The sequence below is a fragment of the Aristophania sp. ESL1142 genome, from assembly GCF_058107345.1.
In genome coordinates, this window is the sequence record NZ_JBYLUH010000001.1 from 327,787 (window position 1) to 352,183 (window position 24,397).

The window sequence follows — 24,397 nt, forward strand, 5'->3', positions numbered from 1 at the left end:
CGTAAAATATGCGTAAATAACACGTCATTAAAGGATTTTTTTATGAGTAATGTAATTATCGCAACCGTGACATATCTCGCTTCTGCTGAGGAGGTCGCTGAACAACGCCCTGCACACCGTGCTTTCCTTTCTGGTCTTTTCGAAAAAAATATTCTGCTCATGTCCGGTCCTATGACATCGGGCAAAGGGGGAGTGCTGATCGCGCATGGAACAATCACAGTAGAAGAATTCAGCCAGATTCTTTCAAACGATCCTTTTGTCACATCTGGTGTCGGACGTTATGAGTTCTGTGAATTTAACGCAGTCAAACAAGCCTCCTACCTCGAAGGTCATATTTGACGAAAAGACCCAAAATCCCTAAAAGCCTGTTCCTCTATAAAGCTCTGGCAAAGAGTCATCCAGAGCCTGTAGGGCGCCTTGATACTGGAAATTATAACATAAAACAGATAATATGTGATGTCTGTTCCCTGTCTGCTTTTGTCACTGGATAATACTCTAAATGAGATTGTTACGTCTCCCCAACCGCCATTCTCTCTTCTTCCTGTTCACAGGTATAATGGCTCTTGGCTTCTGCATTTTTTCATTCAGCAGACAGGCTTTCGCTGAAGCACCAAAAGTCCTGAAGGTCGGGATCATGGCTGGAGAGGATGAAGATATCTGGCAAATTGTTTCCCAGAATGCTGCAAAAGCCGGATTGACCCTGAAAATTACAACATTCTCTGATTATAATGCTCCAAACGAGGCGCTTGTTGAGCATGATCTGGATGCAAATGCTTTCCAGCATGGCCCTTATCTGCAAGCTCAGAACAAGGCACATGGCTATCACCTGATCATTGCTGGCAATACGACTTTCCAGCCTATCGGTTTTTATTCCAGAAAATGGTCATCTTTGGCCGATATTCCTAAAAATGCCAAAATTGGCGTTCCTAATGACCCAAGCAATGAGGGCCGCGCTTTATTGATGCTTCAGGCACTGGGACTTATTAAAGTTTCTCCAGAAGCAGGGCTTTTTCCGACAGCACTGGACGTGACAGATAACCCACGCAACCTCTCAATTGAAGAGCTTGATGCCGGTATTGTCGGACGTACCCTGCCTGATCTGGACGGAGCCGTCATCAATACTGACTGGGCGCGCAAAGCTGGCGTCGATCTTAAAAAAGAACGCATCGGAACAGAAGATCTGAAAAACAACCCTTACGTGAATATCATTGTCATTAACCCGGAGGACAAAAATGCCTCCTGGGTCAAAAATCTTGTTGCAGCTTTTCAACAGGCTAATGTGGCTGACGCTATTGCAAAAGCCTATCACGGAACGGTTCTTCCTGCCTGGCCATGAGCATTCTTCTAGACGTTCAGCAAGTCAGCCATAGTTTCTCCGGTCATAAAGTCCTGAATGATGTCTCCTTTTCAGTCAGAAAGGGAGAGATTATCGGTATTATTGGCCGTTCAGGCGCGGGGAAATCTACACTTCTCCGTAGCTTATGCGCCCTCGAACGGCCAGAAGAAGGTTCCATTTTCCTCGATGGGATCGACCTGACCAAACAGACTGAATCAAAACTGATCCAGATTAGGCGTAAAATCGGGCTGGTATTCCAGCATTTTAATCTTTTAACGTCGCGTTCTGTTGCCGGAAATATTGCATTACCTTTGCAAATTGCAGGGTGGAGCAAAGCACAACAGAAAGAGCGGGTTACTGAATTATTAAAACTTGTCGGGCTTGATGGTTTCGGCCCCAAATACCCTTCGCAGCTTTCAGGCGGACAGAAACAGAGAGTCGGGATTGCCCGCGCTCTGGCTGCCAGCCCGTCACTCCTCTTATGCGACGAAGCAACCTCTGCCCTTGACCCGGAATCAACCACATCCATTCTGAATCTTCTAGGTGATATTAACCAAAAACTGGGACTGACCATTATCCTGATCACTCATGAAATGGACGTCATTCGGCGCTTTGCCCACCATGTACTGGTTATGGATCAGGGTCAATTAGTCGAAAATGGTACCTTTCTGGATTTACTTTGCAAAAACAGGGACGGAGGTCCCCTTCAGGCTCTGTTAGCAGAGAGCAGTCCCCAGTTGCCACCAGAACTTGAGAATGTCATCCAGCCTCATTCCGCCCCAGGATGGTTGCCTGTCCTGAGGCTGGTTTTAAATCATAAAACTGCCTGTTCTCCGCTCTTTTCCCAGATAGCAGAACAATTTCACGTTGAGACTATTCTCCTGCAAGGAGGGATTACATCCCTTGAAAATGAAATGGCAGGCGACATGATTATTGCCCTTAAAGGGGAACGCGTTTTTGAAGCTCAGGCTTTTCTGGCTCTTAAAGTTCAGCATATGGAAGCGATGGGTTATGTCCCCGATTATTCTTAAACTCATCTTTAATGCGACTTTACAAACTCTGGAGATGGTTTTCGCCTCCACTGCGCTTGCCTTGCTCTTCGGGCTTCCTCTGGCGCTTTTCCTGATTACAACGGGCCCTAAAGGACTTTACCGGCTTCCGTTCTTCCCACGTCTCGTTGGAATCATTGTTGACGCTTTGCGCGCCGTTCCTTTCATCATTCTGCTGGTTCTGCTGATCCCCGTTACGCGTTTCTTTGCAGGAACGTCATTAGGAACAGAAGCTGCTATTGTACCATTAGCCATCGCTGCCATCCCTTATTTTGCCCGTCTGGCAGAAGTCGCTCTCAGAGAGATTGACCCTGGCCTGATTGATGCTGTACGGGCTATGGGTGGTTCCCGCTTCACGATCATACGCTCTGTCATCATTCCAGAAGCCATGCCCGGCCTGATTGGCAGCCTGACAGTGACCCTTGTCACCCTCGTAGGCGCTTCTGCCATGGCTGGCACAATCGGCGCAGGCGGCCTTGGAGACCTTGCCATACGCTATGGCTATCAGCGCTTTAATACCACCATCATGCTCTGGGTTGTCGCTGTGCTCGTCATCATGGTCTGCCTGATCCAGCTTATTGGCAACAGTCTGACACGCTGGATCAGACGGTAACCAATCCGGCTCTCTGGATTCACACCACCAATGCTTAGTTTCTCCAGACATCAAGCAGTTAAAACTTACCCTCACAACTGAAGTAAGCAGGCAAATCAAACGGCCCGATACAGCCTGTGGTCACCTGAAATAAGATTAGAAAGCTCGTCAACTACTTCGAACAACGAAGAAGAAAATGTCCTAAAACGACATTCTATTGCCACTTATTTCTGAAATAATATAAAGGGGAAATAATGGTGAACCGGGTGGGATTCGAACCCACGACCATTCGATTAAAAGTCGAATGCTCTACCGACTGAGCTACCGGTTCAACTTGAGGCACTAGCTACAGGATCAGGCGGCATGCGTCAAGGACGTTTCTACAAAAAAACGTCTCTTACAAAAAGATTAATCAAAAAAAAGCCCTGAAGACTATTTCTGTCTCCAGGGCTTATGGAAAAACGCTTATTTTTCAATATAAGCGCGGATGATTTCATCAGGCTCTCTGACCATTCCTGATGGCCCTTTTCCCCGTTTAATTTTATCGACAGCTTCCATGCCCTGAATGACCTGCCCTACGATTGTGTATTGCCCATCAAGAGAGGGGCATGGCTCAAACATGATGAAGAACTGACTATTGGCACTATGTGGGTCCATTGTGCGGGCCATGCCGACTGTTCCACGCTCAAAGCGGGCTTCTTTCGTAAATTCAGCTGGCAGGTCTGGATAGGAGCTTCCACCGCTTCCTGTCCCTGTGGGATCACCGCCCTGTGCCATAAAACCGTCAATCACACGGTGGAATTTTACACCATTATAAAATCCTTCCTCTGCCAATGTAACCAGACGCTCGACATGTTTAGGCGCCAGATCAGGACGCAGAGCAATCACGACCTTCCCCTCAGGAATTTCCAAAACAAGTTTTTCGGCATTAGGTGTTTCTGTTTCAGACATGATGTCCCTCATTCAAAATAATGATTACGCTATAACTCTGTGATCTTATGTAGGAAGGCGACCCAGCTTTGATAAGATCTTCTGGGCAACTTCTAGGCTGACAAAGGGAGAAATATCTCCCCCCAAACGCGCTATTTCCTTCACAATCCGGCTCGCCGTCGTACGGTGACGCTCAGAAGCCAATAAAAAGACTGTCTCAATTTCGGGTGCCAGACGACGCAAGGCACCAGAAAGCTGGGTCTCAAAATCAAAATCCCCTGCTGAGCGTAAACCACGCACAACAGTCCCTGCTCCTGCCTGGTGGACAGCATCAACCAAGAGATTATTAAAACCAATGACTGAAATACGGTCACCATGAGGAAGATTTGAGACTTCCTCCCTGATCAGGATAATCCGTTCTTCCAGTGTCAAAAAAGGTTTTTTATCTTCATTGACCGCAACCCCGACAACCAGATGATCAAAAATCGCAGCAGCACGGTCAATGATATCCAGATGCCCAAATGTGACAGGGTCAAATGTACCTGGATAAAAACCGATACGCGGATTACTCATCCTGTTTCAGCTCTCCCTGCACAGGCGCTGTCACCGTATCTTCAGCCTGCTGCTCGCTATTATCTTCTTCAACAGGGAAAACACTCATCACCCGCTCTTCCCCATCCACGCGGAACAAGGTCACACCCCCTGCTTGTCGGGACATGACACGGATCTGGGACACAGGAAGGCGAATCAGACGCCCCGTATCTGTTACCATCATGATATCAATATCACCCATTGTAGGAAGAGTTCCCACAATTTCACGGCCTCTGCGTTCTGTCGTAAAGTTCATATTATTCAGCCCTTGGCCGCCACGTCCTGAAACGCGGTAATCATAGGCTGAAGAACGTCGGCCGAAACCAGTATCCGTCACAGTCAGTAACAGCTCTTCCTGAGCAGAAAGTTCTTCAAAGCGTTCCTCACTCAAGGCTGTATCTGTTACGTTTTCTTCTTCCTCGTCTGAAGTTACTTCAGCAGTATCTTCCTCGATCTCCCCTTCATGAACGGCCGCACGCCTACGAGCATTAGCCATACGAAGATAAGCCGCACGCTCTTCCACACTGGCCTCAACATGGTTGAGGATGCAAAGAGAAACGACCTGATCGCCTTCAGCAAGGCGGATGCCTCTTACCCCTGTGCTTCCGCGCCCTGCAAAGACGCGCAATGTCTCATCAGTGATCTGAAAGCGAATGGCACGGGCATTACGCGTTGCGAGGAAAACATCCTGCCCTTCCTGACAGGTAGCAACACCTATGAGGGAATCCCCTTCATCCAGCTTCATGGCAATCAGACCGGAAGCACGGATATTACGGAAATCGCTAAGGCGGTTACGGCGGACATTCCCACTTGCTGTTGCAAAGACAAGGTGAAGATCATCCCACGTATCTTCATCCTGCGGCAAAGGTAAAACCGTTGTGATAATATCCTCGCCAAGCTCTGGCAGAAGATTGACTAGCGCGCGTCCTTTGGCTGTAGGTGCTGCTTCTGGCAAATGCCAGACTTTCATGCGGTAGACTTTCCCACCGGATGAGAAGAACAGCACCCATTGATGGGTATGCGCATTAAAACTGCGAATCACCACATCATCACCACGACGACCAGCCGCAGTCCGTCCGCGGCCTCCACGATTCTGGGAACGGAATATCTCCAGAGGCGTACGTTTAATGAAGCCATCACGTGTAATCGTAACGACCATCTGCCCCGGTTCAATCAGGCTTTCATCAGACTGATCGCCCAATGCATCAGAAATCTCCGTGCAACGGGGAGAGGACAGGGCCGCACGCGCCGCCATCAGTTCATCACGCATGACTTCCATACGGCGGATATGGCTTTCCAGGATATGAAGCAGTTCTGTAATCTTGACGCTGACTTCATCCAGTTCCGCCTGAATCTTCTCCCGTTCCAGACCTGTCAGGCGTTGCAGACGCAGATCCAGAATACCACGTGCCTGCGCTTCAGTCAGATGAACATGACCATCTATAACGATATTGCCTTCATCGTGAATCAGCTCAAGCAGAGGCACAACCTCTTCAGCCGGCCATGCTCGCGCCATCAGGCGCTCACGCGCCGTTGCGCCATCCGGGGCTGAACGGATCAGGGTAATCACTTCATCAATATTGGCAACCGCAATCACCAGACCAACCAGCAAATGCCCACGATCTCGCGCTTTATTGAGGTCAAAACGTGCCCGGCGCAGGATGACATCCTCACGGAAACGGATAAAGGCTTTAAGAACATCAATCAGCCCCATTGTCCGGGGGCGCCCCTCATCAAGAGCCAGCATATTCACACTAAAAGAGGTCTGAAGCTGCGTGAAACGATAAAGCTGGTTAAGAACAACCTCACCTGTGGCATCGCGCTTTAATTCAATGACGACACGCATTCCGGAACGATCACTCTCGTCACGGATATCAGAAATGCCTTCAATCTCTTTTGAACGGACAAGATCAGCAATCTTCTCCTGTAATGTTGCCTTATTTACCTGATAGGGAATCTCGGTCACGACAATGGCGTATCGATCCTTGCGGATTTCCTCAATCTCGGCACGGGCCCGAACGGGGATCGAGCCACGACCTGTCTCAAAAGCCTGCCTGATACCCCGACGCCCCATAATGATTCCCCCTGTTGGGAAATCGGGACCAGGAATGATCTGCATCAGCTCATCAAGCGTAATGGCAGGGTTCGCCACCATAGCAAGGGTCGCGTCAATGACTTCAAGCGGATTATGGGTGGGGATATTGGTCGCCATCCCCACAGCGATCCCGGCAGCCCCATTAACAAGAAGATTAGGATAGGCAGCGGGCAGAACCTGTGGTTCCTGCTCACTTTCATCGTAATTAGGCTGGAATGTAACCGTATCGCGGTCAATATCATCCAGCAGGAAAGAGGCAGACCGGGCAAGCCGAGCCTCTGTATAACGCATGGCAGCAGGGCTATCACCATCAACTGAGCCAAAGTTACCTTGCCCATCAATGAGGCAGACACGCATTGACCAGCTTTGTGCCATACGCACCATGGCATCATAAATTGAGCTATCGCCATGAGGGTGATATTTACCCATGACGTCACCAACCGCACGGGCTGACTTGCGATAGGGCTTATCGGACGTAAAACCACTTTCACGCATGGCGTAGAGGATACGTCTGTGAACAGGTTTCAACCCATCACGGACATCTGGCAAAGCGCGCGAGACAATGACTGACATCGCATAAGCCAGATAGGAGGAACGCATTTCCTCCTCAATTGTCACAGGTAAGCGATCGGAAGGAAGACTATCGTGCGGTTCGCTCAAAACAGGGCCACCCAATTTCTATAACAGCAGAAGGGTTTATTATAGACTATAGCCTCTCGAAGCACCAGAGAGAGAAAGCCCAAGACATTGAGACTCTTCTCTCACCTCATCAAATCCTTTAAAAAAGGGCAAGTTTCTTTCTCCTGATTTTCGAATATCATTAGATCGTCAGTTATGGCACCTCCTTTCTCCCCCTTATTGGCTGAACTCCCCTGGCAAGACCCTGAAGACTATCTCCTTTTCCTCTCGGGTCAGCAGGTCGCTTTTCTTGATAGTGGTGGTAACCCTGCCCAGGACAGACAGAGATGGAGTTATCTCTGCCCCCAACCAGCAGCTCACATAAGGCTGGATACGAAGGAGGGTCTTAATCCTTATCCTATTCTCAGAGCATTCTGGAAAAAGCACAAACCAACCCGGCTTCTGAAAACCAACCTTCCCTTTACCGGGGGTCTCATTGGATTTGCCAGTTATGAGGCCGGATTGGCCTGCGAAAAGATTCTTTCCCGTCATGTCACGGATGCCCCGGCCTTTCTGGTCATGGCGTGTCATGACCTTTTCATTTTCGACCGGCTAGAAAAACGTTTATGGTGGGCAAGCGCCAATGGCACTCTTCCACCCCCTCTTCCTTCTGGAGCCATACCGCACGCCCCTATTCTGAACTTCATCCCCGATGATCAGGAAGCGGAATGGAAAGCTTCTGTAGATGCCGTCAGGCACTATATTGAAGCAGGTGATATTTTTCAGGCCAACCTGACCATGCGCTGGCAAGCCCAACGGCCTGAGAATACAGATACAGTCGCTCTTTACAGGAAATTACGAAATGCCTGCCCTGCTCCCTTTGGTGCGTTTCTCAAAATACCTGAATTTTCCCTCTTAAGTAGCTCAGTTGAGAGGTTCCTGTCACTGACCGCTGACGGTCTTATAGAGACCCGTCCGATCAAGGGTACTGCGCCTATTGCAACAGACCCCGCCTCCAACCAGAAAATTAAGGCAGAATTAGCACAAAATGATAAAGAACTGGCCGAAAACCTGATGATTACCGACCTTATGCGCCATGATCTGGGCCGCGTAAGTGAGCTTGCTTCTGTTCATGTACCTCAATTATGCAAAGTCGAAGAATTTGCCCATGTGCATCATCTTGTTTCAAGCGTGAATGGCCAATTAAAAGCAGAACATGATGTTTTTGACCTGCTTGAGGCAACATTGCCTCCCGGTTCAGTAACAGGTGCTCCTAAACACCGGGCTCTTGAAATTATTGACGAGCTAGAAAGCTCTTCTCGCGGCGCATATTGTGGCTCTCTCTTCCGGATAGGGTGGGATGGCGCACTGGATAGTTCAGTCATTATCCGCAGCATCAGCGCTACGGAAAAAAAATTCCGGTTAGGGGCAGGGGGCGGTATCACCTGGCCTTCTTCTGCACAATCAGAATACGAAGAAATGCTCCTGAAAGCCGCTCCCCTTTTAAAGGCTCTAGGCACTCCATGACCCCTCCTTGCTCCGCCCCTGCTTTCCTCTGGCTTAATGGCTCTATTACGGCACTTGACGAAGCTGCTATTTCCCCTTCTGACCGTGGGTTTTTGTTAGGAGATGGTCTTTACGAGACCTTTCGTTTCAATGATGGCAAAGCCCCCCATCTTGCCCGCCACTGGGCACGATTAAACTATGGCTGCACGCATTTGCGGCTGGAAACACCCCCTTATGCACTGATTGAAAATGCCCTCTCTCAGCTTTGCTCTGTCAATCATCTCTCTGATGGGTCAGCAAGATTAACTATTACAAGGGGGCCAGGACCACGGGGCTTGATGCCTCCATCCCATCCACGACAGACAATCATGCTGACAGTCAGCCCTCCCAGTGAAATACAAAGCCAGCCTATTCGCGTCAGCCTTTCTTCTTACCGACGTGATTCGACTTCAATCTTATGTCAGATCAAATCAACCAATGTGCTTACATCCATTCTTGCACGCCTCGAAGCCTGCGAACAAAATGCAGGTGATGCTCTTCTGTTAAATGAAAAAGGCTCCATCGCCGAGGCAACAGCTTCAAATTTCATCGCCCTCCATAAGGGCCGCCTTGTAACGCCTTCCATAAAAGATGGTGCCCTGCCCGGGATCAGCCGTCAAAGATTATTGGATGGAGGGCTATGCTCTGAAGAATCTCTCTCACCACTTGATTTGCCCATTCTCCAAGGGGCCTGGCTTGTGACAGCTTTAACGCTCACGCCAATTTGTCAAATCGCCTACAACAAGATTCCTACCGCCTCTGACATGACGGAAACATTACGACATTTTCTTTACAGCCCCACCCTTTATTGACACTTTGCGTGAAAGAGCCACATTTCCCTTATGAATTCTCAAAAAAATATTCCTACCCCGCCCTCTGCTAAACGCGTCCCCATCACAATTGAACAACTTGGCCGCGTCAGAACAGACCCCTATGGCTGGATGAAAGACGAAAACTGGCAGAAAGTGCTCCGTGACCCTACGGTTTTAAGGGAAGATATACGTACCCACCTTGAGGCCGAAAATACCTATAGCAAGGCGGTTCTGAAAAATACTGAAGCTTTACAGGAGACGCTTTTTGAAGAAATGAGCGGGCGCCTTTCCCCCATAGAGGAATCCGTCCCGGTACCTCATGGGCCCTGGCTTTATGGGATTCGTTACCAGGAAGGCGGGCAGCATCCTCTTCATATCCGCCGTCCGCGCGAAGGAGGAAAAGAAGAAATCCTTCTGGATGTAGATCAACTCGCCAAGCAACACGCCTATTATAGTCTGTCCGGTGCAGCTCACACAGAAGACCATCGTTACTATATTTATGCCGAGGACGTCCAAGGCTCTGAAGTTTACCGGATTCAGGTCAAGGATCTGGAAACAGGAAAGCTGTGTGCTGATCCCATAGAAAACACAACGGGGTCTTTCACCATCTCTCCTGACGGAAAATGGATTTTCTGGATTTACCGTGATGACTTTGGCCGCCCTTCAAGACTTTACCGTCGTCCCTTATCAGGTGGAGAGGACCATCTGGTCTTTGAAGAAACTGACCCCGGTTTTTTCCTCACAATTGGTCTGAGTAATTCTAAAAAATGGATCATTATTGAACGAGGCGACCACGACACAAACGAAACGCTTCTTATCCCTGCTCACACCCCACAAGCAGCCCCTTCCGTCGCAGCGCCCCTGATAAGGGGAGAACGTTACAGTTTCACCCATTGGAATGACCGCTTCATCATTCTGACAAATAGTAAGAATGCTGTCGATTTTAAGCTGATGCAGGTTCCCGACCAGACACCTGAACGTGAAAACTGGTCTGAATTCCTTCCCAGCCAAAAAGGGCATTTCCTGCTTGGCGTCTGTGCCGGGAAAGACTATCTCGCATGGATTGAACGGTTCGAGTGTAACGAAAATCTCTATGTCATTTCTGCTCGACAGGCCCCAGATTTTGAAAACCTGTCTCCTCCTTCACTACGTGAACAAGCCCAGAAAATCAGCTTTAAAGAACCTGCCTACACGTTAAATCTGCTGGGTATATTGGAATATGACCAGCCTGTTTTACGCTATGTTTACCAGTCCCTGACCACACCTGCACATTGGTATGACCTCAATATGCAAACAGGTGAACGAATTTTACGCAAGGTTAGGGAAGTCCCCTCAGGTCATGACCCTGCCCTCTATGTAACAGAAAGGCTTTTTGCGCCAGCTCAGGATGGTGCAATGGTCCCTATCACGATCTTACGGCATAAAGACACCCTTCTGGATGGCTCAGCACCACTCTTGCTTTATGGGTATGGTTCCTATGGTATCTCCATAGAAGCCGCTTTTTCTGGAAGTATTTTAAGCCTTGTAAACCGCAAATGGATTTATGCCATTGCCCATATTCGCGGCGGTTCAGAAAAAGGCTGGAACTGGTTTCTTGAGGCGCGCAAGGAAAAAAAGACGAATAGTTTCACTGATTTTGTCGCCTGCGCGCACTATTTGATTGCAAAAAACTATACTGACTCAGGCCATATTGTCGCCCATGGTGGTTCAGCAGGCGGGCTTTTAATGGGAGCTGTTGCTAATCTGGCACCAGAGCTCTTTGCCGGAATTGCAGCTCAGGTCCCTTTTGTTGATGTCCTGAATACCATGTCAGACACAACCCTTCCACTGACACCACCCGAATGGCCTGAATGGGGCAACCCCCTGACCGACCCAGAGGCTTACGACCTCATCGCAGGCTATTCCCCTTATGATAACATCCGCGCTGTTTCCTACCCGGCGATTCTGGCTATGGGGGGATTATCAGACCCCCGCGTCACCTATTGGGAGCCCGCCAAATGGATTGCCCGCTTAAGAAATATAGCACATGGCGGCCCTTTCCTGTGCCGGATCAATATGGAAGCCGGTCATGGTGGCTCTTCAGGGCGCTTCGAACGGTTACGGGAGACGGCACTGGTACAGGCTTTCGCGCTCTGGTGCCTCGATAGTCAGCATGAGAGCCAGAAAGACTAAAAATCCGCTTTATTGCCCCTCTTCCGGCTCATCCTGGAGAAGAGGGCAATATTGGGTCAAAGCAGCATTATCATATTGATGCTGGCGGCATAATGTATGAGCATCAGCTCCGCACATCGAGTTGACATCCATGACACTGGAGCCGAAAACATCCTGTGCCAGCTCAAAGTTAGACCGAGTTTCATCGTCAGAGACGTTCTCAGCTTCTTTCTTGAGACGTTTCTGCGCGTCATGCATCGCTGAAAGGGCCTGAAGACAGGCAGTACTTGCTGAATCGGGTTTCTGCCTTAGTACTTTGAGAATCCTGTTGATTTCGGCATTCCCATTGGAAATTTCTGCCTGACTATCAAGAGAATCGTTCAGCTCGGGACCGAAAAAATTCTCTGTCTCAGGAGGTGTCTGTGCAAAGGCAGGAGTCTTAATCCCCAAAAACAGAAATCCCAAAGAACATAGAAATGAAATTTTCAGAATTTTACGCATAATGGCTACCATAATGTAAAATCATTCAAAGAGAAAAGGCACTTTTGTGGTTTTTTCTTGACTCAATACGGACTCTCACGCTATTGGGGCCGCAATTATACGGGCTTTTCAGCCCTGCTATGTCTGCGTGGGTTGTCTCTGAAGAATAAAGAGATGAGCCTGCTTTTTTGGTTGGGAGCCTGGATCATGAAAATCCGTAATAGCCTTAAGTCCGCTAAGATTCGTGACAAAAACTGCCGCATCGTCCGTCGTCGTGGCCGCGTTTATGTCATTAACAAAAAGAATCCTCGTCTGAAAGCACGTCAGGGCTAAGACTCTATTGAGATTAGATACGACCATTTTAGGGAAATTACAGGCTTCCTTTCCAGATAAAGCCTCTTTCTCCGGTGTCGTCCTGAAACAGAAAAAAAAGCCTCATACCTTTTGGTATGGGGCTCTTTTTATATCTACCCTCTGTGTGATCCTAGGCTGTTCTTCTCTTTCTGCTGCCCCTCTCTCCAGACCTTCCCTTAAAAAAGACCCCAGAGAAACAATTCAAAGAAAAGCCCTGCAATCTGTAGAAAAAGAACTGGCTTTGGCCAAAAATGAAGAAGACACCCAGAGATTGCTGGAAAAAGCCGAAACCCTACGTCAGGACACGCTAAACGGGGCCTCGCGCTTATTACTTAAAACAGCAGGCGAAAAAGAAGAAACAGGCAACATTCCCGCTATGGAGTCTCTTTTCTCAACCGCTTTAAGTCTCCAGCCTCAAAATGCTTTATTAAGACGCCTCCGTGCTGCTGCCCGCCTTAAAGGCAATGACCCGACAGGTGCTGTGCAGGATCTCGCCGTTTCATTGCAGGATGACCCCGGTGACCCGATGAGCTGGCTGCTTTTAGCCCAATCTCAGGAAAATCTTCATCAACATATCAAGGCACTTAATGCTTTTCATGAAGTTTTAAGACGGGCTCCGTTCCTCCCGGAAAAAGACAAAATCCTGAAACATTTTGAGCAATCTGCTTTCGGTCAGGATGACTGACAAAATCAGGAACAATCATGATGAAAACAATTAGCATACTGGGCGGCATGTCCACTGCTTCCAGGCAAATTTATTATCGTGAACTCTGCTCAATTACCCAACAGAGACTGGGAGGATTACACTCCTCCGAACTTTTTATTCGCTCGCTGGATTTTGCACGCATTGAAACTTTACAGGTAACCGGAAAGTCAGAAAGAGTTTAAAACAGATTGCACGTCATCTTATACAAAAAAGAGCTGATTGCATTATTCTGGGATGCACTAAAGTCGGCATGCTACTAGACAAGACCATTGAGATATGACTCCCAATGATCTCACTTTTAAAAAACCTTACTCAGAATAAGCCAAGTTGATTCCGCTCATAACGGTTAAACCCTGATTGGCAATGGTTGAGAGCGAGCTGTTATAATAATGCCTGTTCGTCACATTATCCGCACTCGTAAAAATCTGCACTCTTTTGGTAATCTGATAAGAGCCGAAGAGGTCAAACACCACATATCCCCCACGCTCATTGGTACCATTGCGTCCTGTCGGCTGCCCTGTTGTCCCCGTTGCGGCTCTGACGCGCGCGCCTAGTTCAAGGCGGTTTTGCAGTAAATGAACCCCAATTGTAGAGGCCATGACATTCCGTGGCGGTGTCGTAACAATCTGACCGTACCCTGTATAATCATGCTGGGCAAGCTGGGTCGTTGTATTTGTATAAGACAGGGAACCAAAAAAGAGTGAGGAATCATATTTAAGCTGCCCTTCAAACCCACGCGTATAGCTATTTCCTGCTATATTCTGAAAGAGATATCCTGAATTAGGGATCGGAGGGAAAACACCAGGTGATGCTTTTCCCTTAATCAGAGTCTGGCCAACATAATTCTTGATACGCGTATCATAATAATCTGCGTCCATTTCTATATGATCTCCTTTGGAAAAGACGCTATGGAAATCAAGCTTTGAACCGACTTCCCACCCATATGTCCGCTCTGGCCGCAAGTATGGATTAGGTACGAATTTCACAAAACCCAACCCTGGATGTGACCCGGAATAAAGCGTTTCAGTCGTCGCGGGAGGACGAAACCCTAGACCATAATTACTGTAAAATTGGAGCCCTTTTACCGGTGTTACGGCAAATGTCACCTTGGGGCTGACAGCATCCGTACTTCGATTTACACGAAAATTTCCGACAGGCATCGAAGCGATACCGGGAAATTCATTATTCCCCTTGCCTGAGAGATGAAAACGGTCATAACGCACAGCGCCAGTCAATTGCAGGATATTCCACCCCATTGTTAACTCTGTAAACGCTCCACCGACTTCTCTACCTCCACTTGGTGTCGCGCCCACATAATTCGTGCTACTTTTTGTATGAACCTGATCATGGTAATATTCGCCGCCATAAGTCAGGGACATATTTATCGGTCCCCCCTTAAAGCGGGACTTGTTATCGACCTCAAAGCCTAATGTTGTCAGACCGTAATGAGTCAAATCAGCAGCAGCCACTGTGACTGCCTGAAAAGAGGGCGTATAATTGGACATGTTGGTACTGACAACATACCCCTTAGCATGAAGCGACACCCATTGATTGTCAGCAGGAGTATAATGATAATCAATCGTACCAGTATTATTCTGTATTTCGTCAGAATTAGCGATTCCTTCTGATCCTACGCCAAACTGGTTATGGTAGATGACTGTTCCTAATTTCAGCGTCTGGTCTTCTCCCGGTTTTAAGTCAATTTTAAACAGACCGGATTGAAGACGCTGAAATGTATGGGCCACGCGATCACCATTCCCATCTTCATAATCGCCTGAACTTCTCATACTATAGGCTGCCGCAATGCCAACCTTATCATTAATACGGTCACCAACCCCGATAACACCTGAGCCATCATAATTATTGGTCCCCCCGACACCACGCAGAATAGCCCCATATTGTTTGCCTGCATCAATAATATCATCAACATCAAGGGTATGAAGGTTCATTTTACCGCCAATACTGCCTCCACCATCTGCTGTTGAAACAGTCCCCCTCGTCACATCAAGACCCGCAAGAAGAGCTGGGTCTACGTAGACACTCCCATTGGCACCATGACCACTTTCCTGAAAATTCTGGCGGGCTCCGTCAATCATCACGTTAACACGTCCAAAATCCTGCATGCCACGCATCGAAACTGACAAGGCTGGCGTACCGTCATTTTGGAAATAAACACCAGGTAAATCGCGCAGGATCGCATAGGGCTCGGTAGGCTGGACGCGTAACATTTCCTTACGTGAAAGCGTAGAAGAAGCCTGCGGCACAATGACAGGACTCGCCTTCCCCATCACTTTGATGGAAGGAAGTGCCACTACCGAATCGGTGCCGGATTTAGAAAGAGAGGCATTATCTGCAGCAGATAAAGGAGACGATTGAGTGCTCTCCAAACCATCTGCCAATGCTTTGCTACAGACCAAAGACAGGCAACATAATGTGATATGGACCCCAGAAACCTTTGGTTTTCTGTAGGAAAAAGAGCAGTAAGACATGGCTTCATCATCCATTTACGAAGAGAAAAACATTTCCATCTAAATGATAATGATTATCTATTGCAATGAGAATGATTCTCATTTACATAAAAATTCAGGCCAAATACACGTTTCTTTGTATGGATCTTTTTATGCAGCCAGCTATGTCCAGAATCCGCTCTTTAAGCCGACGCCATTTTTCAAAACTTGGATTAGGGGCTTTGCTGACAGGGCTTTATTCCAGCACTCAAGCAGCGACATCCGAGATAATCAAAGATTGCCGCAACCGCCCCATTCCTATACAGGACTGGCACCGTATAGCCGTTATTGGTGGTGCATTAACAGAGACACTCTATGCGCTTGGTGCAGCTGACCGTATTATTGGTATAGACAGCACCTCAAACTGGCCACCTGAAGCCTTAAAAGAAAAACCCTCTTTTGGGTACATGCGTGCCCTCTCCCCTGAAGGTATTTTATCACTTGCACCTGACTTAATTCTTTCTCTTGATGATGCCGGTCCTGCCACAACAATGGACCATCTTATAGCTTCGAAAATTCCTGTATTTTTCGTAGAGGCAACACCATCTCCCAACATTATTGAACGCCGCACCAGATTATTGGCTCGTCTGGTGCAAAAAAAGCAAGAAGGCGAAAAACTCTGTCAGGAAATCCAGACTCAATGGGACGCACTCACTCAATGGCGCAATACACATAAAAACAATAAAGCAGTTCTTTTTATTCTACAGGTCATTAACGGACGCCCTCTTGTTGCAGGCCGCCATACTGCTTCTGAACAAATTATCTCTCTTGCTGGAGCCTCCCTCATTTCGCACGATATAGAGGGGTATAAAGTTTTCAATAGTGAAGCCATTGCTGCTTTAAAACCTGATGTCATCCTCACGATGTCCCAAAGTGAGAAACAGGTGAAAATGCTTATGGCACAGGACCCTGCCTTCCGTCTGACTCCTGCAGGACAGAATAATGCCCTTATTTCTATGGAAGGAGAGCAGCTCCTGGGCTTTGGTCCACGCACACCACAAGCAGCCTTATCACTTGCCCAGGCACTGAGCCATTTTTAGGACGTTCCCTTATGGTTTCTTCCCGTCCTTCCTCCGTAATCATACTCTCGGCTCTTACGATTACACTCATTCTCTCTGCTTTGTTTGCCTCTTTCATAGGGGCGGCAGGTTTCACAATCACGCATGACCATGATTATAAATTAAACTTATTTGTTATAGAGCAGATCCGTCTTCCCCGTATTTTTCTCGCCATTCTGGCAGGCGCAGCCCTTGGTCTTTCAGGTGCCGTCATGCAGGGACTATTCCGCAACCCCCTTGCTGACCCTGGGCTTACAGGCGTCTCTTCAGGGGCAGCTTTAGGAGCGACAATCTGCATCGTTCTGGAAAGTTCTTTGGGTCTAGGAAATATTCTTCATGGAAATGCACTTTTTCAGAATCTCATCATAAAATGGTCTCTCCCTCTTTCAGGAATCATAGGAGGCTTTCTTACAACGACACTGCTTTATTATTTTTCCAGACGTCAGGAGGGACTTTCAACCACTCTGGTCATTCTTGCAGGAATCGCCATTGGTGCTTTTACTGCTGCCATTACTGGCATATTAATCTTCAACGCCAATGATACAGCTCTACGCGACATTACCTTCTGGAATCTCGGCAGCATAGCAGGCGCAAACTGGTCAACACTGCTAATCCTCCTACCCTCTTTTCTGATTTCCATAGTGCTCATATTTTCCCTGAGGCACACGTTAAATGCCTTCCTCCTCGGTGAGAAAGAAGCCATTCTTCTGGGAAAACCTGTAGAACGCTTTAAAAAACTGGCTATTTTCAGTGTGGCTCTCGCAACAGGACCTATTGTGTCTTTTGTTGGTGTCATCGGGTTTATCGGCGTTATTGTACCGCATCTCGTGCGTCTCGTTACGGGGCCGGATCATCGTATCGTCCTTCCTGCCAGCGGCCTTTCTGGCGCTCTACTCCTTTTATGGTCTGACACGGCCGCACGCCTTATTGCACCACCAGCGGAAGTCCCCGTCGGGATCATTACTGCCGCACTGGGAGCACCTGCTTTTCTTTGGTTACTGACAAAAACACGTTCCGGGAATTTTACATCATGACACTCATTTTCAAAGATGTGGCCTATCGGATTGATCACAATATCCTACTTGAGAATATCAGTTTTGTAGCTGATTGCGGGCAGATTATTGTCCTTTTAGGTCCAAATGGAGCCGGGAAAAGCACACTCCTGGAACTAGCGGCGGGCCTTAAAACAGCCAGCTCTGGAAAAATACTGTTAAATAATATCGATCTCAAAACGATATCATCTAAAACTCTTGCACAAAAGCGTTCTTTATTAGCTCAGGAAAGCCCAATTACAGCCTCTTTTACAACTTCAGAACTTGTAACTATGGCTTTCCAGAGTCTGGACCATTCTCTTTCACAGCAGGTAAAAAATACATTAGTGGAACAGGCCATTCATTCAGTAGGGCTGAGCCAGAAAAGCAGGCAGAATATACAGACCCTTTCGGGCGGAGAGCGACAAAGAGCCAACCTAGCCCGTGTCTTACTGCAACTAAACATAAACAGACAAAAAGAAACCCAGCTTTTACTACTGGATGAACCCCTCTCTGCCCAGGACCCTGCACAGCACCTTCTCATCTTCTCTCTGGTAAAACAATATGTCCAGAAAGGTGGCATCGCCATGATCGTCCTTCATGATCTGAACTGGGCCGCAGCAATAGCCGACCACATCATCCTACTCAAAAAAGGAAAAATCTATGCCCAAGGGCCGCCCCAGGACGTCATGACAGACGCAATAATCGGTTCTGTCTTTGGGTTACCTTCCTCCATTATAAAACATCACAAACAGACTAACCGTCCTTACCTCATTCCTCATGACATGCTCACTGCCTGTCATGATTTCTAGAAAGGAAATAAAATGTACATTGCCATGAACCGCTTTAAAGTCGGACACGGTCATGAAGAAACCTTTGAGCAGAACTGGCTCAATCGAGAAGTTCACCTCAAAAAACTGCCCGGTTTCATATCATTTCAGTTTCTTCGTGGCCCGAAAGCTGACGATCACACTCTTTATGTCTCCCATACCCTTTGGAACAGTTATGATGATTTCATAAACTGGACAAACTCCGAAGCATTCAGACTGGCCCATAGCCATGCTCCCCGGTCTAAAGGGCTGACAGTTGGCCCACCCTGCTTTGAAGGATATGATGTCCTCCAAAACGTTGCTTAACCGATACAAACAACAAACACAGGGAATGGTGACAGCTATATTCTCCATTTCCTGTGTTTCAGAACAAAAAATAAAATCGATACCGAAATAAATAATTTAATCCGTTCTACATGAGACATTTGATACACCCTTATAGAGGATAATAATAAAAACAGCTCCCTGAAATGATTATTATAAATTTGTAAGAGTTTTATAATGATTCTTTCAGATAATTGCATTTACACTACTCTATAGTGACTTAAAAACATTTACAGAGGGGGAGGTCTATGTCTTTCAAATTCCAGCATCTTGATAAAAAAAATGGTCTGCGTAAAAACGCAAAGGATAAAAAGATCCCTGATTCCAATAAGTTACGCGCAGAAGAAGTCGTTATGACTGGAGCTATGCTCCTGATTCTGTTTGGTCCTCAGAAGCTGAGACCCTGGCTTCGCAACTTCATCACATTCATTGGAGTCGGCGGTACTGTCGTTAATTTATGCCGGGGCCGTTTTTAAGCAGTCTTTCCCATCTTACATAAAGGAAACGGGGTCAATATCCACTGTAATCTTGACATCGCGGCTGATTTTTATCTTTTCCAGCCACTGTCTGATTAAAGGTTGTACAGCTATGTTACGCCTCGTCCGTAAAAGCATTCTGCGCCGATGCTGCCCACGAAACAGCGATAAAGGCGCAGGTACTGGTCCCAGGATCTGGATAAATGGCCCCTGTGGGGCTTGAAGGGCGAGGTCATGGGCCGTTTTATCTGCCATTTTTTCATGGGGTGAACTGATGATTAACGCAGCCAACCGACCGTAAGGCGGCCAGAATCCTGGCTTTCTTAAAGCTGCTTCCTGCCGCATATAACCTTCAAGATCATTATGAAGGAGCGCCTGCATTACTGGATGGTCCCCTACGTAGCTTTGTAGCATAACCTGTCCTGGTTTCTCCCCCCTTCCGGCACGACCTGATACCTGATGAAGAAGCTGCATTGTCCGTTCTCCCGCCCTTAAATCACCACCTCCAAGCCCTAGATCAGCATCAACGACACCGACTAATGTAAGATTGGGAAAATGCCATCCTTTTGCGACAATTTGTGTTCCTATAATCAGATTGACCTCTCCTTCTGAAATCTGTCTCACAGCTTCTTGCGTCGCACCAGGGCTTGTTAGTGTGTCAGAAACCATGGAGAGGATCCTTGCGTCAGGAAAACGGGCTTTTGCTTCCTCCTCAATACGCTCCACACCAGGACCAATCGGCACAAGACTATGTTCTGCCTGACATTCAGGACAATGAGTTGGAATTGGCTGGGTATATTCACAATAATGACAGGCCATTCTGCCACGCGCCCTGTGCTCTACAAGCCAGGCTGTACAATGAGGGCACTGGAAGCGGTACCCACATGCCCGACATAAGGTGAGTGGGGCATAGCCTCTACGATTGAGGAACAACATGACCTGCTCGCCCCGATCAAGGGTTTTATCAATTGCTTCACAGAGAAAAGGCGACAGGAATAATCCCCTCTCAGGCCCCTCTTTTTTCATATCAACCAGACTGATTTCAGGAAACCGTGCTCCTCCGTGACGGACATAAAGCTTTTCATGAAAATAACGCCCCTGCTCCACGTTTACGACTGTTTCCAAAGATGGAGTTGCGGAAACCAGAATGGTCGAAGCTGAGACAAGACGCGCCCTGACAATCGCCATATCACGTCCATTATAGAGAACGCCCTCCTCCTGCTTGAAAGTACTCTCATGCTCCTCATCAACAATCACCAAACCAAGATTGATAAAGGGCAGAAACAGGGCTGACCGCGCTCCTACAAGCACATCAACACTCCCTGAGGCAACATTCTGCCATACTTCGCGGCGTTTCCTGATGGTCAGGTCAGAATGCCAGAGGGCAGGCTCTACTCCAAATCTAGCTGTAAAACGTTCCATCCACTGCGTCGTCAATGCAATTTCAGGCAGGAGAACCAATATCTGCTTTTTCTGTTCCAAGGCGGCTGCAACCGCCTCAAAATAAACCTCTGTCTTTCCAGAGCCTGTAACCCCTTCAAGAAGGGTAACGCTAAAATCCTGTCTTTCAACACGCTCTCGTAAAATATCGGCACAACGTCGTTGCTCCCCAGATAAATGAGGAGGATGAAATCGTGCATCCGGCCTTTTTTCACACCATGGTACCTCTATCGGCACCTCTTTCAGAAGTCCCTGTGCGCCCATCGCTTTAATAACAGCAATGCTGGAACCACTTTTCTCACTGAGGACCTGCGCTGTCTGTGCTTCAAAAGCAGAAGCGACCTCCATCACGGCACGGCGTGCTGCGGTTAATCGTACATCAGGAGAAAACCTCTCCGACCCTGCAATCCACCCCGTTATAGGCCGGAAACCACCCGCAAGCGGAACACGTAAGGCAATCGCCAGAACCATACCCGGAGCACTAAGTGTATAGGCTGAAAGCCAATCAATAAATCTGCGCAAGCTTTCTGGCAGTGAAGGGACATTTTCTATGACGTGGTCAATTTCTTTCAGACGGGAAAGATCAAAAACACGCCCTGGAAGATGAGGACGAAAATCAACCGGGAGTTTTTCACACCAGTCAGAATCCCAGACACAGCCCATAATCTCTTTGCGTCCAAGAGGAACCTGCACCAATGTTCCTGGCGAAAGGGAACGGGAAAAACAATAATCCAGAGGCTGGGGAAAAGGTCTGGGAATCAGGACAGAATGGCGAATCCTTTCCCCCTTTTCTTTTTTTGGAGTAACATCAGATTCGGAATTTTCTTCCTCTTTCTTCAAAATGAATCTGCCTTATTCTCAATCATTATGACATCTCATATCACTCAGCCCCCTCTTTCAGCCTATGCGCTCCTTGAAGCATGGAAGGAATGGCTGGATCTTGACCGACATCTCAGTGCAAAAACAATTATAGCTTACAGTCATGATGGCGTGCAGGCACTCAATTTTTTCCAGAAACATTTAGGTCATGAACCAACAATTCTTGATCTGGAACAGCTTGAACTAGCAGATTTCAGAAGCTGGCTTGCACATGAAACAAGAAAATCCGAACAAAAATCAGGAAGATATCAACATAGTCATAAAGAAAGCACTGCGCGTAGTCTCGCCCGGCGTCTTTCCGCACTACGCTCTTTTTTCCATTACCTTAAAAAAGAACATGGTCTCGAACAACAGGCCCTATTTCAGCTCAACGCCCCCCGCCTCAAACCACGTCTGCCACGCCCTCTTTCGGTAGAAGATGCTCAGAAAGCACCTGAAGGCATTGCCGAACAGGAACACACCCTCCCTATGGCATTGCGTGACGAAGCACTCTTTACGCTTCTTTATGGAGCGGGCCTGCGTATCAGCGAAGCTTTATCCCTCACAATTTCAGACCTGAATCGTTCAGGAGGAGACGTCCTACTCATTAAGGGCAAAGGAGGAAAAGAAAGATTTGTTCCACTCCTCCCGAAAGTCAGGAACACCCTGCAATCCTGGCTGAAAGCACACCCTGCCCCCCACCCTTCAGAGCCACTTTTTTGTGGCGTAAGAGGCGGCCCTCTTAATCCAGGCGTTGCCCAACGAGCCATGAGACAATGGCGCAAACTTCAAGGGCTGCCTGATTCTGCAACACCTCACGCGCTCCGCCATGCTTTTGCCTCACATCTTTTACAGGGTGGAGCAGACCTACGCGCCATTCAGGAACTTCTGGGGCATGCCAGTCTCTCTTCCACGCAAATTTATACATTAGCCGATGAACGCCATCTTATGGAGGTCTGGCAGAAAGCTCATCCTCGCGCTAACGTCAAATCATCATGAATTATGTGCTTTTTATGATTGCGACGATAACCGCAAGTTTTTTTGCCCCCTTAAGCTACGGTGGTACCGTCTGCTCTTTCACTCACATCGCCACAGTTCCCTTGACTGATACCGACTATACCCTCACCACAAAAGGACAGATTGAGGGAAATGAACTTTCTTTCCTTATTGATACAGGCTCTGAAGGCAGCCTTCTAACTCCGGAGGCCTTAAGCCGTTTTGCGCTCTCTGCCGATAACAGGCTCAAAACCCTCATCTCAGGTCCTGATGGAAGTAATCATCTTGTTCCTAACCTGACGGTAGGATCCCTCATGATTGGTAATTTACATTTGACTGATCATATTTTCCCTATCGGCAGACTGCCCGGCGCCCCCTTACTCCATCCTCCTCTGCTCGGGCTGATAGGAATGGATATCTTGGGCCATTATGATCTTGATTTTGATCTCCCCCATAACCTTTTAACACTCTGGCAGGTTCATCTAGGCTCGAAACTCTGCCAACGGCCCCCTCATTGGAACCACCCGGGCCCTGAAAAAACAATAGAGCCCTTCATCACCAAACATGATGCAAACCGTTTTCTGATCCCTTTTACACTAGACGGACATGAAGGCATGGCCTTGTTGGATAGTGGTGCACGTTCACATATCCTCAGCCTATCTTTCGCCCATAAAATCGGCCTCAGCAACGACGAACTAGCGCAGGACCCAGGGGGCTATAGTACGGGGATTGGCTCACGGGAACGACGTTACCAGTGGCACAAATTCCACCAACTCCGCATTGGCACAGAACTTACCCAGAACCCGGTTCTTACCATTGCCAGAACAGAACCCCATATCGACATGCTTCTCGGCGCGGACTGGTTCAAAACCCACCATATCTGGATTTCCAACGCGACAGGGCAGGTCTTTCCTGATCCCCGTTAATGCCTCATCAGCCGTTTTGCCTGGGCTTCCTGCAGAAGCTTGACTGTACCCTGACTATTCTGGGCCTTGGCCAGACTGTAAGCGCTCTCACCCTTATTATCGAGAATCAGCGGGTCAGCCCCAAGGGCAAGCAATGTTTTCACCGTATCATTACGTCCAAATAAAGCCGCCATCATCAAGGCCGTCTGACCGGCATGATTTTTTGTATCGACCGGGCACCCTGCTTTTGCAAGACGGCGTACAATATCACTTTCTCCCTTGAAAGCAGCCCCCATCAAAGCTGTATTCCCTGTATGATCTTCCATGCAGGCTTCAGCTCCATGAGATAAAAGCAATTCTACGGTTTCAAGATGATTATTATATGCGGCCAGAATTAAGGGTGTGTACCCCTTCTCATCCTGTATATTCGGACCAAATCCCTGTTTTATCAGCCCTTCCAGAATGTCATTACGGCCCTGACGGGCTGCATCAAAATAAATTTCATGCAGATCATTCAGACTATAACGTGTTCTGGCCTGTTCAGAATTCTGCGATGGTAAAGAAGCATCCTGCCCTGCTCCATAAGAAATAGCCGGAACAGTTAGTAAAACGCCACTTAAAAGAAAAAACTTGCGAAACATACCTGCGCACTTTCCTCTCTCGTCACAATAAAGGTGCTCCTGTATATCTGAAAGGAGCACCCTTCATCAGAC

General features: G+C 47.9%; 24 protein-coding genes and 1 tRNA gene. 17 read left to right on the forward strand and 8 right to left on the reverse strand.

The window, feature by feature from the left end; genetic code table 11:
• The first annotated feature begins 42 nt into the window (after positions 1 to 42).
• The 4 genes from AC3B6P_RS01460 (at position 43) to AC3B6P_RS01475 (ending at position 2,998) form a co-directional block, all read left to right on the forward strand.
• Positions 43 to 339 (forward strand): YciI family protein, encoded by a 297-nt coding sequence (locus AC3B6P_RS01460; RefSeq protein ID WP_489804384.1) that lies wholly within the window; start codon positions 43 to 45, stop codon positions 337 to 339.
• 160 nt (positions 340 to 499) lie between these two features.
• Positions 500 to 1,336: a MetQ/NlpA family ABC transporter substrate-binding protein gene (locus tag AC3B6P_RS01465; RefSeq protein ID WP_489804385.1), complete on the forward strand. Its 837-nt coding sequence runs from the start codon at positions 500 to 502 to the stop codon at positions 1,334 to 1,336.
• Positions 1,333 to 2,367 (forward strand): methionine ABC transporter ATP-binding protein, encoded by a 1,035-nt coding sequence (locus AC3B6P_RS01470; protein ID WP_489804386.1) that lies wholly within the window; start codon positions 1,333 to 1,335, stop codon positions 2,365 to 2,367. The genes AC3B6P_RS01465 and AC3B6P_RS01470 overlap by 4 nt, the downstream gene beginning before the upstream one ends.
• Positions 2,348 to 2,998, forward strand: a complete 651-nt coding sequence (locus AC3B6P_RS01475; RefSeq protein WP_489804387.1) for a methionine ABC transporter permease — start codon at positions 2,348 to 2,350, stop codon at positions 2,996 to 2,998. The genes AC3B6P_RS01470 and AC3B6P_RS01475 overlap by 20 nt, the downstream gene beginning before the upstream one ends.
• A 234-nt stretch (positions 2,999 to 3,232) precedes the next feature.
• Here the strand turns inward: AC3B6P_RS01475 and AC3B6P_RS01480 are convergent.
• The 4 genes from AC3B6P_RS01480 to gyrA form a co-directional block, all read right to left on the reverse strand.
• A tRNA-Lys gene (locus AC3B6P_RS01480) sits at positions 3,233 to 3,308 on the reverse strand.
• Between the two features lie 134 nt (positions 3,309 to 3,442).
• Entirely contained in the window at positions 3,443 to 3,928 is a 486-nt protein-coding gene (locus AC3B6P_RS01485) for a peptidylprolyl isomerase (RefSeq protein ID WP_489804388.1), read from the reverse strand.
• Between the two features lie 45 nt (positions 3,929 to 3,973).
• Positions 3,974 to 4,480: a pantetheine-phosphate adenylyltransferase gene (coaD, locus tag AC3B6P_RS01490; protein ID WP_489804389.1), complete on the reverse strand. Its 507-nt coding sequence runs from the start codon at positions 4,478 to 4,480 to the stop codon at positions 3,974 to 3,976.
• Positions 4,473 to 7,193 carry a DNA gyrase subunit A gene (gene gyrA, locus AC3B6P_RS01495; RefSeq protein WP_489805517.1) on the reverse strand — a complete coding sequence of 907 codons (2,721 nt, stop codon included), beginning with the start codon at positions 7,191 to 7,193 and terminating at the stop codon, positions 4,473 to 4,475. Before gyrA ends, coaD begins: the two co-directional genes overlap by 8 nt.
• A gap of 234 nt (positions 7,194 to 7,427) precedes the next feature.
• Here gyrA and AC3B6P_RS01500 point away from each other — a divergent pair, with 234 nt between their 5' ends.
• From AC3B6P_RS01500 to AC3B6P_RS01510, 3 genes are read left to right on the forward strand one after another with little or no spacing between them, the layout of a single operon-like run.
• Positions 7,428 to 8,738 (forward strand): anthranilate synthase component I family protein, encoded by a 1,311-nt coding sequence (locus AC3B6P_RS01500; RefSeq protein WP_489804390.1) that lies wholly within the window; start codon positions 7,428 to 7,430, stop codon positions 8,736 to 8,738.
• The gene (locus tag AC3B6P_RS01505) at positions 8,735 to 9,568 is read left to right on the forward strand and encodes an aminotransferase class IV (RefSeq protein ID WP_489804391.1); all 834 of its coding nucleotides are present in this window, start codon (positions 8,735 to 8,737) and stop codon (positions 9,566 to 9,568) included. Before AC3B6P_RS01500 ends, AC3B6P_RS01505 begins: the two co-directional genes overlap by 4 nt.
• A 30-nt stretch (positions 9,569 to 9,598) precedes the next feature.
• Complete coding sequence (locus AC3B6P_RS01510) at positions 9,599 to 11,740, forward strand: S9 family peptidase (protein ID WP_489804392.1); 2,142 nt, start codon at positions 9,599 to 9,601, stop codon at positions 11,738 to 11,740.
• Between the two features lie 9 nt (positions 11,741 to 11,749).
• Here the strand turns inward: AC3B6P_RS01510 and AC3B6P_RS01515 are convergent, their stop codons facing one another.
• Positions 11,750 to 12,169 carry a hypothetical protein gene (locus tag AC3B6P_RS01515; RefSeq protein WP_489804393.1) on the reverse strand — a complete coding sequence of 140 codons (420 nt, stop codon included), beginning with the start codon at positions 12,167 to 12,169 and terminating at the stop codon, positions 11,750 to 11,752.
• A 237-nt stretch (positions 12,170 to 12,406) separates the two neighbouring features.
• Here AC3B6P_RS01515 and ykgO point away from each other — a divergent pair, with 237 nt between their 5' ends.
• The 3 genes from ykgO to AC3B6P_RS01530 are packed head-to-tail and all read left to right on the forward strand — an operon-like array spanning position 12,407 to position 13,441.
• Positions 12,407 to 12,532, forward strand: a complete 126-nt coding sequence (gene ykgO / locus AC3B6P_RS01520) for a type B 50S ribosomal protein L36 (RefSeq protein ID WP_489805518.1) — start codon at positions 12,407 to 12,409, stop codon at positions 12,530 to 12,532.
• A 7-nt stretch (positions 12,533 to 12,539) separates the two neighbouring features.
• Positions 12,540 to 13,238: a tetratricopeptide repeat protein gene (locus AC3B6P_RS01525; RefSeq protein WP_489804394.1), complete on the forward strand. Its 699-nt coding sequence runs from the start codon at positions 12,540 to 12,542 to the stop codon at positions 13,236 to 13,238.
• A 17-nt stretch (positions 13,239 to 13,255) separates the two neighbouring features.
• Positions 13,256 to 13,441 carry a hypothetical protein gene (locus AC3B6P_RS01530; RefSeq protein ID WP_489804395.1) on the forward strand — a complete coding sequence of 62 codons (186 nt, stop codon included), beginning with the start codon at positions 13,256 to 13,258 and terminating at the stop codon, positions 13,439 to 13,441.
• A 126-nt stretch (positions 13,442 to 13,567) separates the two neighbouring features.
• Here the strand turns inward: AC3B6P_RS01530 and AC3B6P_RS01535 are convergent, their stop codons facing one another.
• Positions 13,568 to 15,748 (reverse strand): TonB-dependent receptor domain-containing protein, encoded by a 2,181-nt coding sequence (locus tag AC3B6P_RS01535; protein ID WP_489804396.1) that lies wholly within the window; start codon positions 15,746 to 15,748, stop codon positions 13,568 to 13,570.
• 131 nt (positions 15,749 to 15,879) lie between these two features.
• On the opposite strand from AC3B6P_RS01535, the gene AC3B6P_RS01540 reads away from it, so the two are divergent.
• The 5 genes from AC3B6P_RS01540 to AC3B6P_RS01560 all read left to right on the forward strand — a co-directional run bounded on the left by AC3B6P_RS01540 (position 15,880) and on the right by AC3B6P_RS01560 (position 19,485).
• Positions 15,880 to 16,806, forward strand: coding sequence for a heme/hemin ABC transporter substrate-binding protein (locus AC3B6P_RS01540; protein ID WP_489804397.1), 927 nt, complete (start codon positions 15,880 to 15,882; stop codon positions 16,804 to 16,806).
• A gap of 11 nt (positions 16,807 to 16,817) precedes the next feature.
• On the forward strand, positions 16,818 to 17,858 hold the full coding sequence (locus tag AC3B6P_RS01545; RefSeq protein WP_489804398.1) for a FecCD family ABC transporter permease: 1,041 nt from the start codon (positions 16,818 to 16,820) through the stop codon (positions 17,856 to 17,858).
• Positions 17,855 to 18,667, forward strand: coding sequence for an ATP-binding cassette domain-containing protein (locus tag AC3B6P_RS01550; RefSeq protein ID WP_489804399.1), 813 nt, complete (start codon positions 17,855 to 17,857; stop codon positions 18,665 to 18,667). Before AC3B6P_RS01545 ends, AC3B6P_RS01550 begins: the two co-directional genes overlap by 4 nt.
• Before the next feature lie 12 nt (positions 18,668 to 18,679).
• The gene (gene hmuQ, locus AC3B6P_RS01555; RefSeq protein WP_489804400.1) at positions 18,680 to 18,991 is read left to right on the forward strand and encodes a heme-degrading protein HmuQ; all 312 of its coding nucleotides are present in this window, start codon (positions 18,680 to 18,682) and stop codon (positions 18,989 to 18,991) included.
• Positions 18,992 to 19,257: 266 nt separating this feature from the next.
• On the forward strand, positions 19,258 to 19,485 hold the full coding sequence (locus AC3B6P_RS01560; RefSeq protein ID WP_489804401.1) for a hypothetical protein: 228 nt from the start codon (positions 19,258 to 19,260) through the stop codon (positions 19,483 to 19,485).
• Between the two features lie 15 nt (positions 19,486 to 19,500).
• On the opposite strand, the gene AC3B6P_RS01565 is transcribed toward AC3B6P_RS01560, so the two are convergent.
• Positions 19,501 to 21,765, reverse strand: a complete 2,265-nt coding sequence (locus AC3B6P_RS01565) for a primosomal protein N' (protein ID WP_489804402.1) — start codon at positions 21,763 to 21,765, stop codon at positions 19,501 to 19,503.
• Positions 21,766 to 21,792: 27 nt separating this feature from the next.
• Here AC3B6P_RS01565 and AC3B6P_RS01570 point away from each other — a divergent pair, with 27 nt between their 5' ends.
• Entirely contained in the window at positions 21,793 to 22,782 is a 990-nt protein-coding gene (locus AC3B6P_RS01570; protein ID WP_489804403.1) for a tyrosine recombinase XerC, read from the forward strand.
• Between the two features lie 14 nt (positions 22,783 to 22,796).
• The gene (locus AC3B6P_RS01575; protein ID WP_489804404.1) at positions 22,797 to 23,705 is read left to right on the forward strand and encodes a pepsin/retropepsin-like aspartic protease family protein; all 909 of its coding nucleotides are present in this window, start codon (positions 22,797 to 22,799) and stop codon (positions 23,703 to 23,705) included.
• Here AC3B6P_RS01575 and AC3B6P_RS01580 read toward each other — a convergent pair.
• Positions 23,702 to 24,325: an ankyrin repeat domain-containing protein gene (locus tag AC3B6P_RS01580; protein ID WP_489804405.1), complete on the reverse strand. Its 624-nt coding sequence runs from the start codon at positions 24,323 to 24,325 to the stop codon at positions 23,702 to 23,704. The two genes, AC3B6P_RS01575 and AC3B6P_RS01580, sit on opposite strands and share 4 nt — an antisense overlap.
• Positions 24,326 to 24,397 lie beyond the last annotated feature (72 nt).

Bases quoted from the DNA above. Each gene is read 5' to 3' on its own strand.
- AC3B6P_RS01460 (WP_489804384.1), top strand. From the start codon at position 43: ATGAGTAATGTAATTATCGCAACCGTGACATATCTCGCTTCTGCTGAG.
- AC3B6P_RS01465 (WP_489804385.1), top strand. From the start codon at position 500: ATGAGATTGTTACGTCTCCCCAACCGCCATTCTCTCTTCTTCCTGTTC.
- AC3B6P_RS01470 (WP_489804386.1), top strand. From the start codon at position 1,333: ATGAGCATTCTTCTAGACGTTCAGCAAGTCAGCCATAGTTTCTCCGGT.
- AC3B6P_RS01475 (WP_489804387.1), top strand. From the start codon at position 2,348: ATGTCCCCGATTATTCTTAAACTCATCTTTAATGCGACTTTACAAACT.
- AC3B6P_RS01485 (WP_489804388.1), bottom strand. From the start codon at position 3,928: ATGTCTGAAACAGAAACACCTAATGCCGAAAAACTTGTTTTGGAAATT.
- coaD (WP_489804389.1), bottom strand. From the start codon at position 4,480: ATGAGTAATCCGCGTATCGGTTTTTATCCAGGTACATTTGACCCTGTC.
- gyrA (WP_489805517.1), bottom strand. From the start codon at position 7,193: ATGCGTTCCTCCTATCTGGCTTATGCGATGTCAGTCATTGTCTCGCGC.
- AC3B6P_RS01500 (WP_489804390.1), top strand. From the start codon at position 7,428: ATGGCACCTCCTTTCTCCCCCTTATTGGCTGAACTCCCCTGGCAAGAC.
- AC3B6P_RS01505 (WP_489804391.1), top strand. From the start codon at position 8,735: ATGACCCCTCCTTGCTCCGCCCCTGCTTTCCTCTGGCTTAATGGCTCT.
- AC3B6P_RS01510 (WP_489804392.1), top strand. From the start codon at position 9,599: ATGAATTCTCAAAAAAATATTCCTACCCCGCCCTCTGCTAAACGCGTC.
- ykgO (WP_489805518.1), top strand. From the start codon at position 12,407: ATGAAAATCCGTAATAGCCTTAAGTCCGCTAAGATTCGTGACAAAAAC.
- AC3B6P_RS01530 (WP_489804395.1), top strand. From the start codon at position 13,256: ATGATGAAAACAATTAGCATACTGGGCGGCATGTCCACTGCTTCCAGG.
- AC3B6P_RS01535 (WP_489804396.1), bottom strand. From the start codon at position 15,748: ATGTCTTACTGCTCTTTTTCCTACAGAAAACCAAAGGTTTCTGGGGTC.
- AC3B6P_RS01540 (WP_489804397.1), top strand. From the start codon at position 15,880: ATGCAGCCAGCTATGTCCAGAATCCGCTCTTTAAGCCGACGCCATTTT.
- AC3B6P_RS01545 (WP_489804398.1), top strand. From the start codon at position 16,818: ATGGTTTCTTCCCGTCCTTCCTCCGTAATCATACTCTCGGCTCTTACG.
- AC3B6P_RS01550 (WP_489804399.1), top strand. From the start codon at position 17,855: ATGACACTCATTTTCAAAGATGTGGCCTATCGGATTGATCACAATATC.
- hmuQ (WP_489804400.1), top strand. From the start codon at position 18,680: ATGTACATTGCCATGAACCGCTTTAAAGTCGGACACGGTCATGAAGAA.
- AC3B6P_RS01560 (WP_489804401.1), top strand. From the start codon at position 19,258: ATGTCTTTCAAATTCCAGCATCTTGATAAAAAAAATGGTCTGCGTAAA.
- AC3B6P_RS01570 (WP_489804403.1), top strand. From the start codon at position 21,793: ATGACATCTCATATCACTCAGCCCCCTCTTTCAGCCTATGCGCTCCTT.
- AC3B6P_RS01575 (WP_489804404.1), top strand. From the start codon at position 22,797: ATGATTGCGACGATAACCGCAAGTTTTTTTGCCCCCTTAAGCTACGGT.
- AC3B6P_RS01580 (WP_489804405.1), bottom strand. From the start codon at position 24,325: ATGTTTCGCAAGTTTTTTCTTTTAAGTGGCGTTTTACTAACTGTTCCG.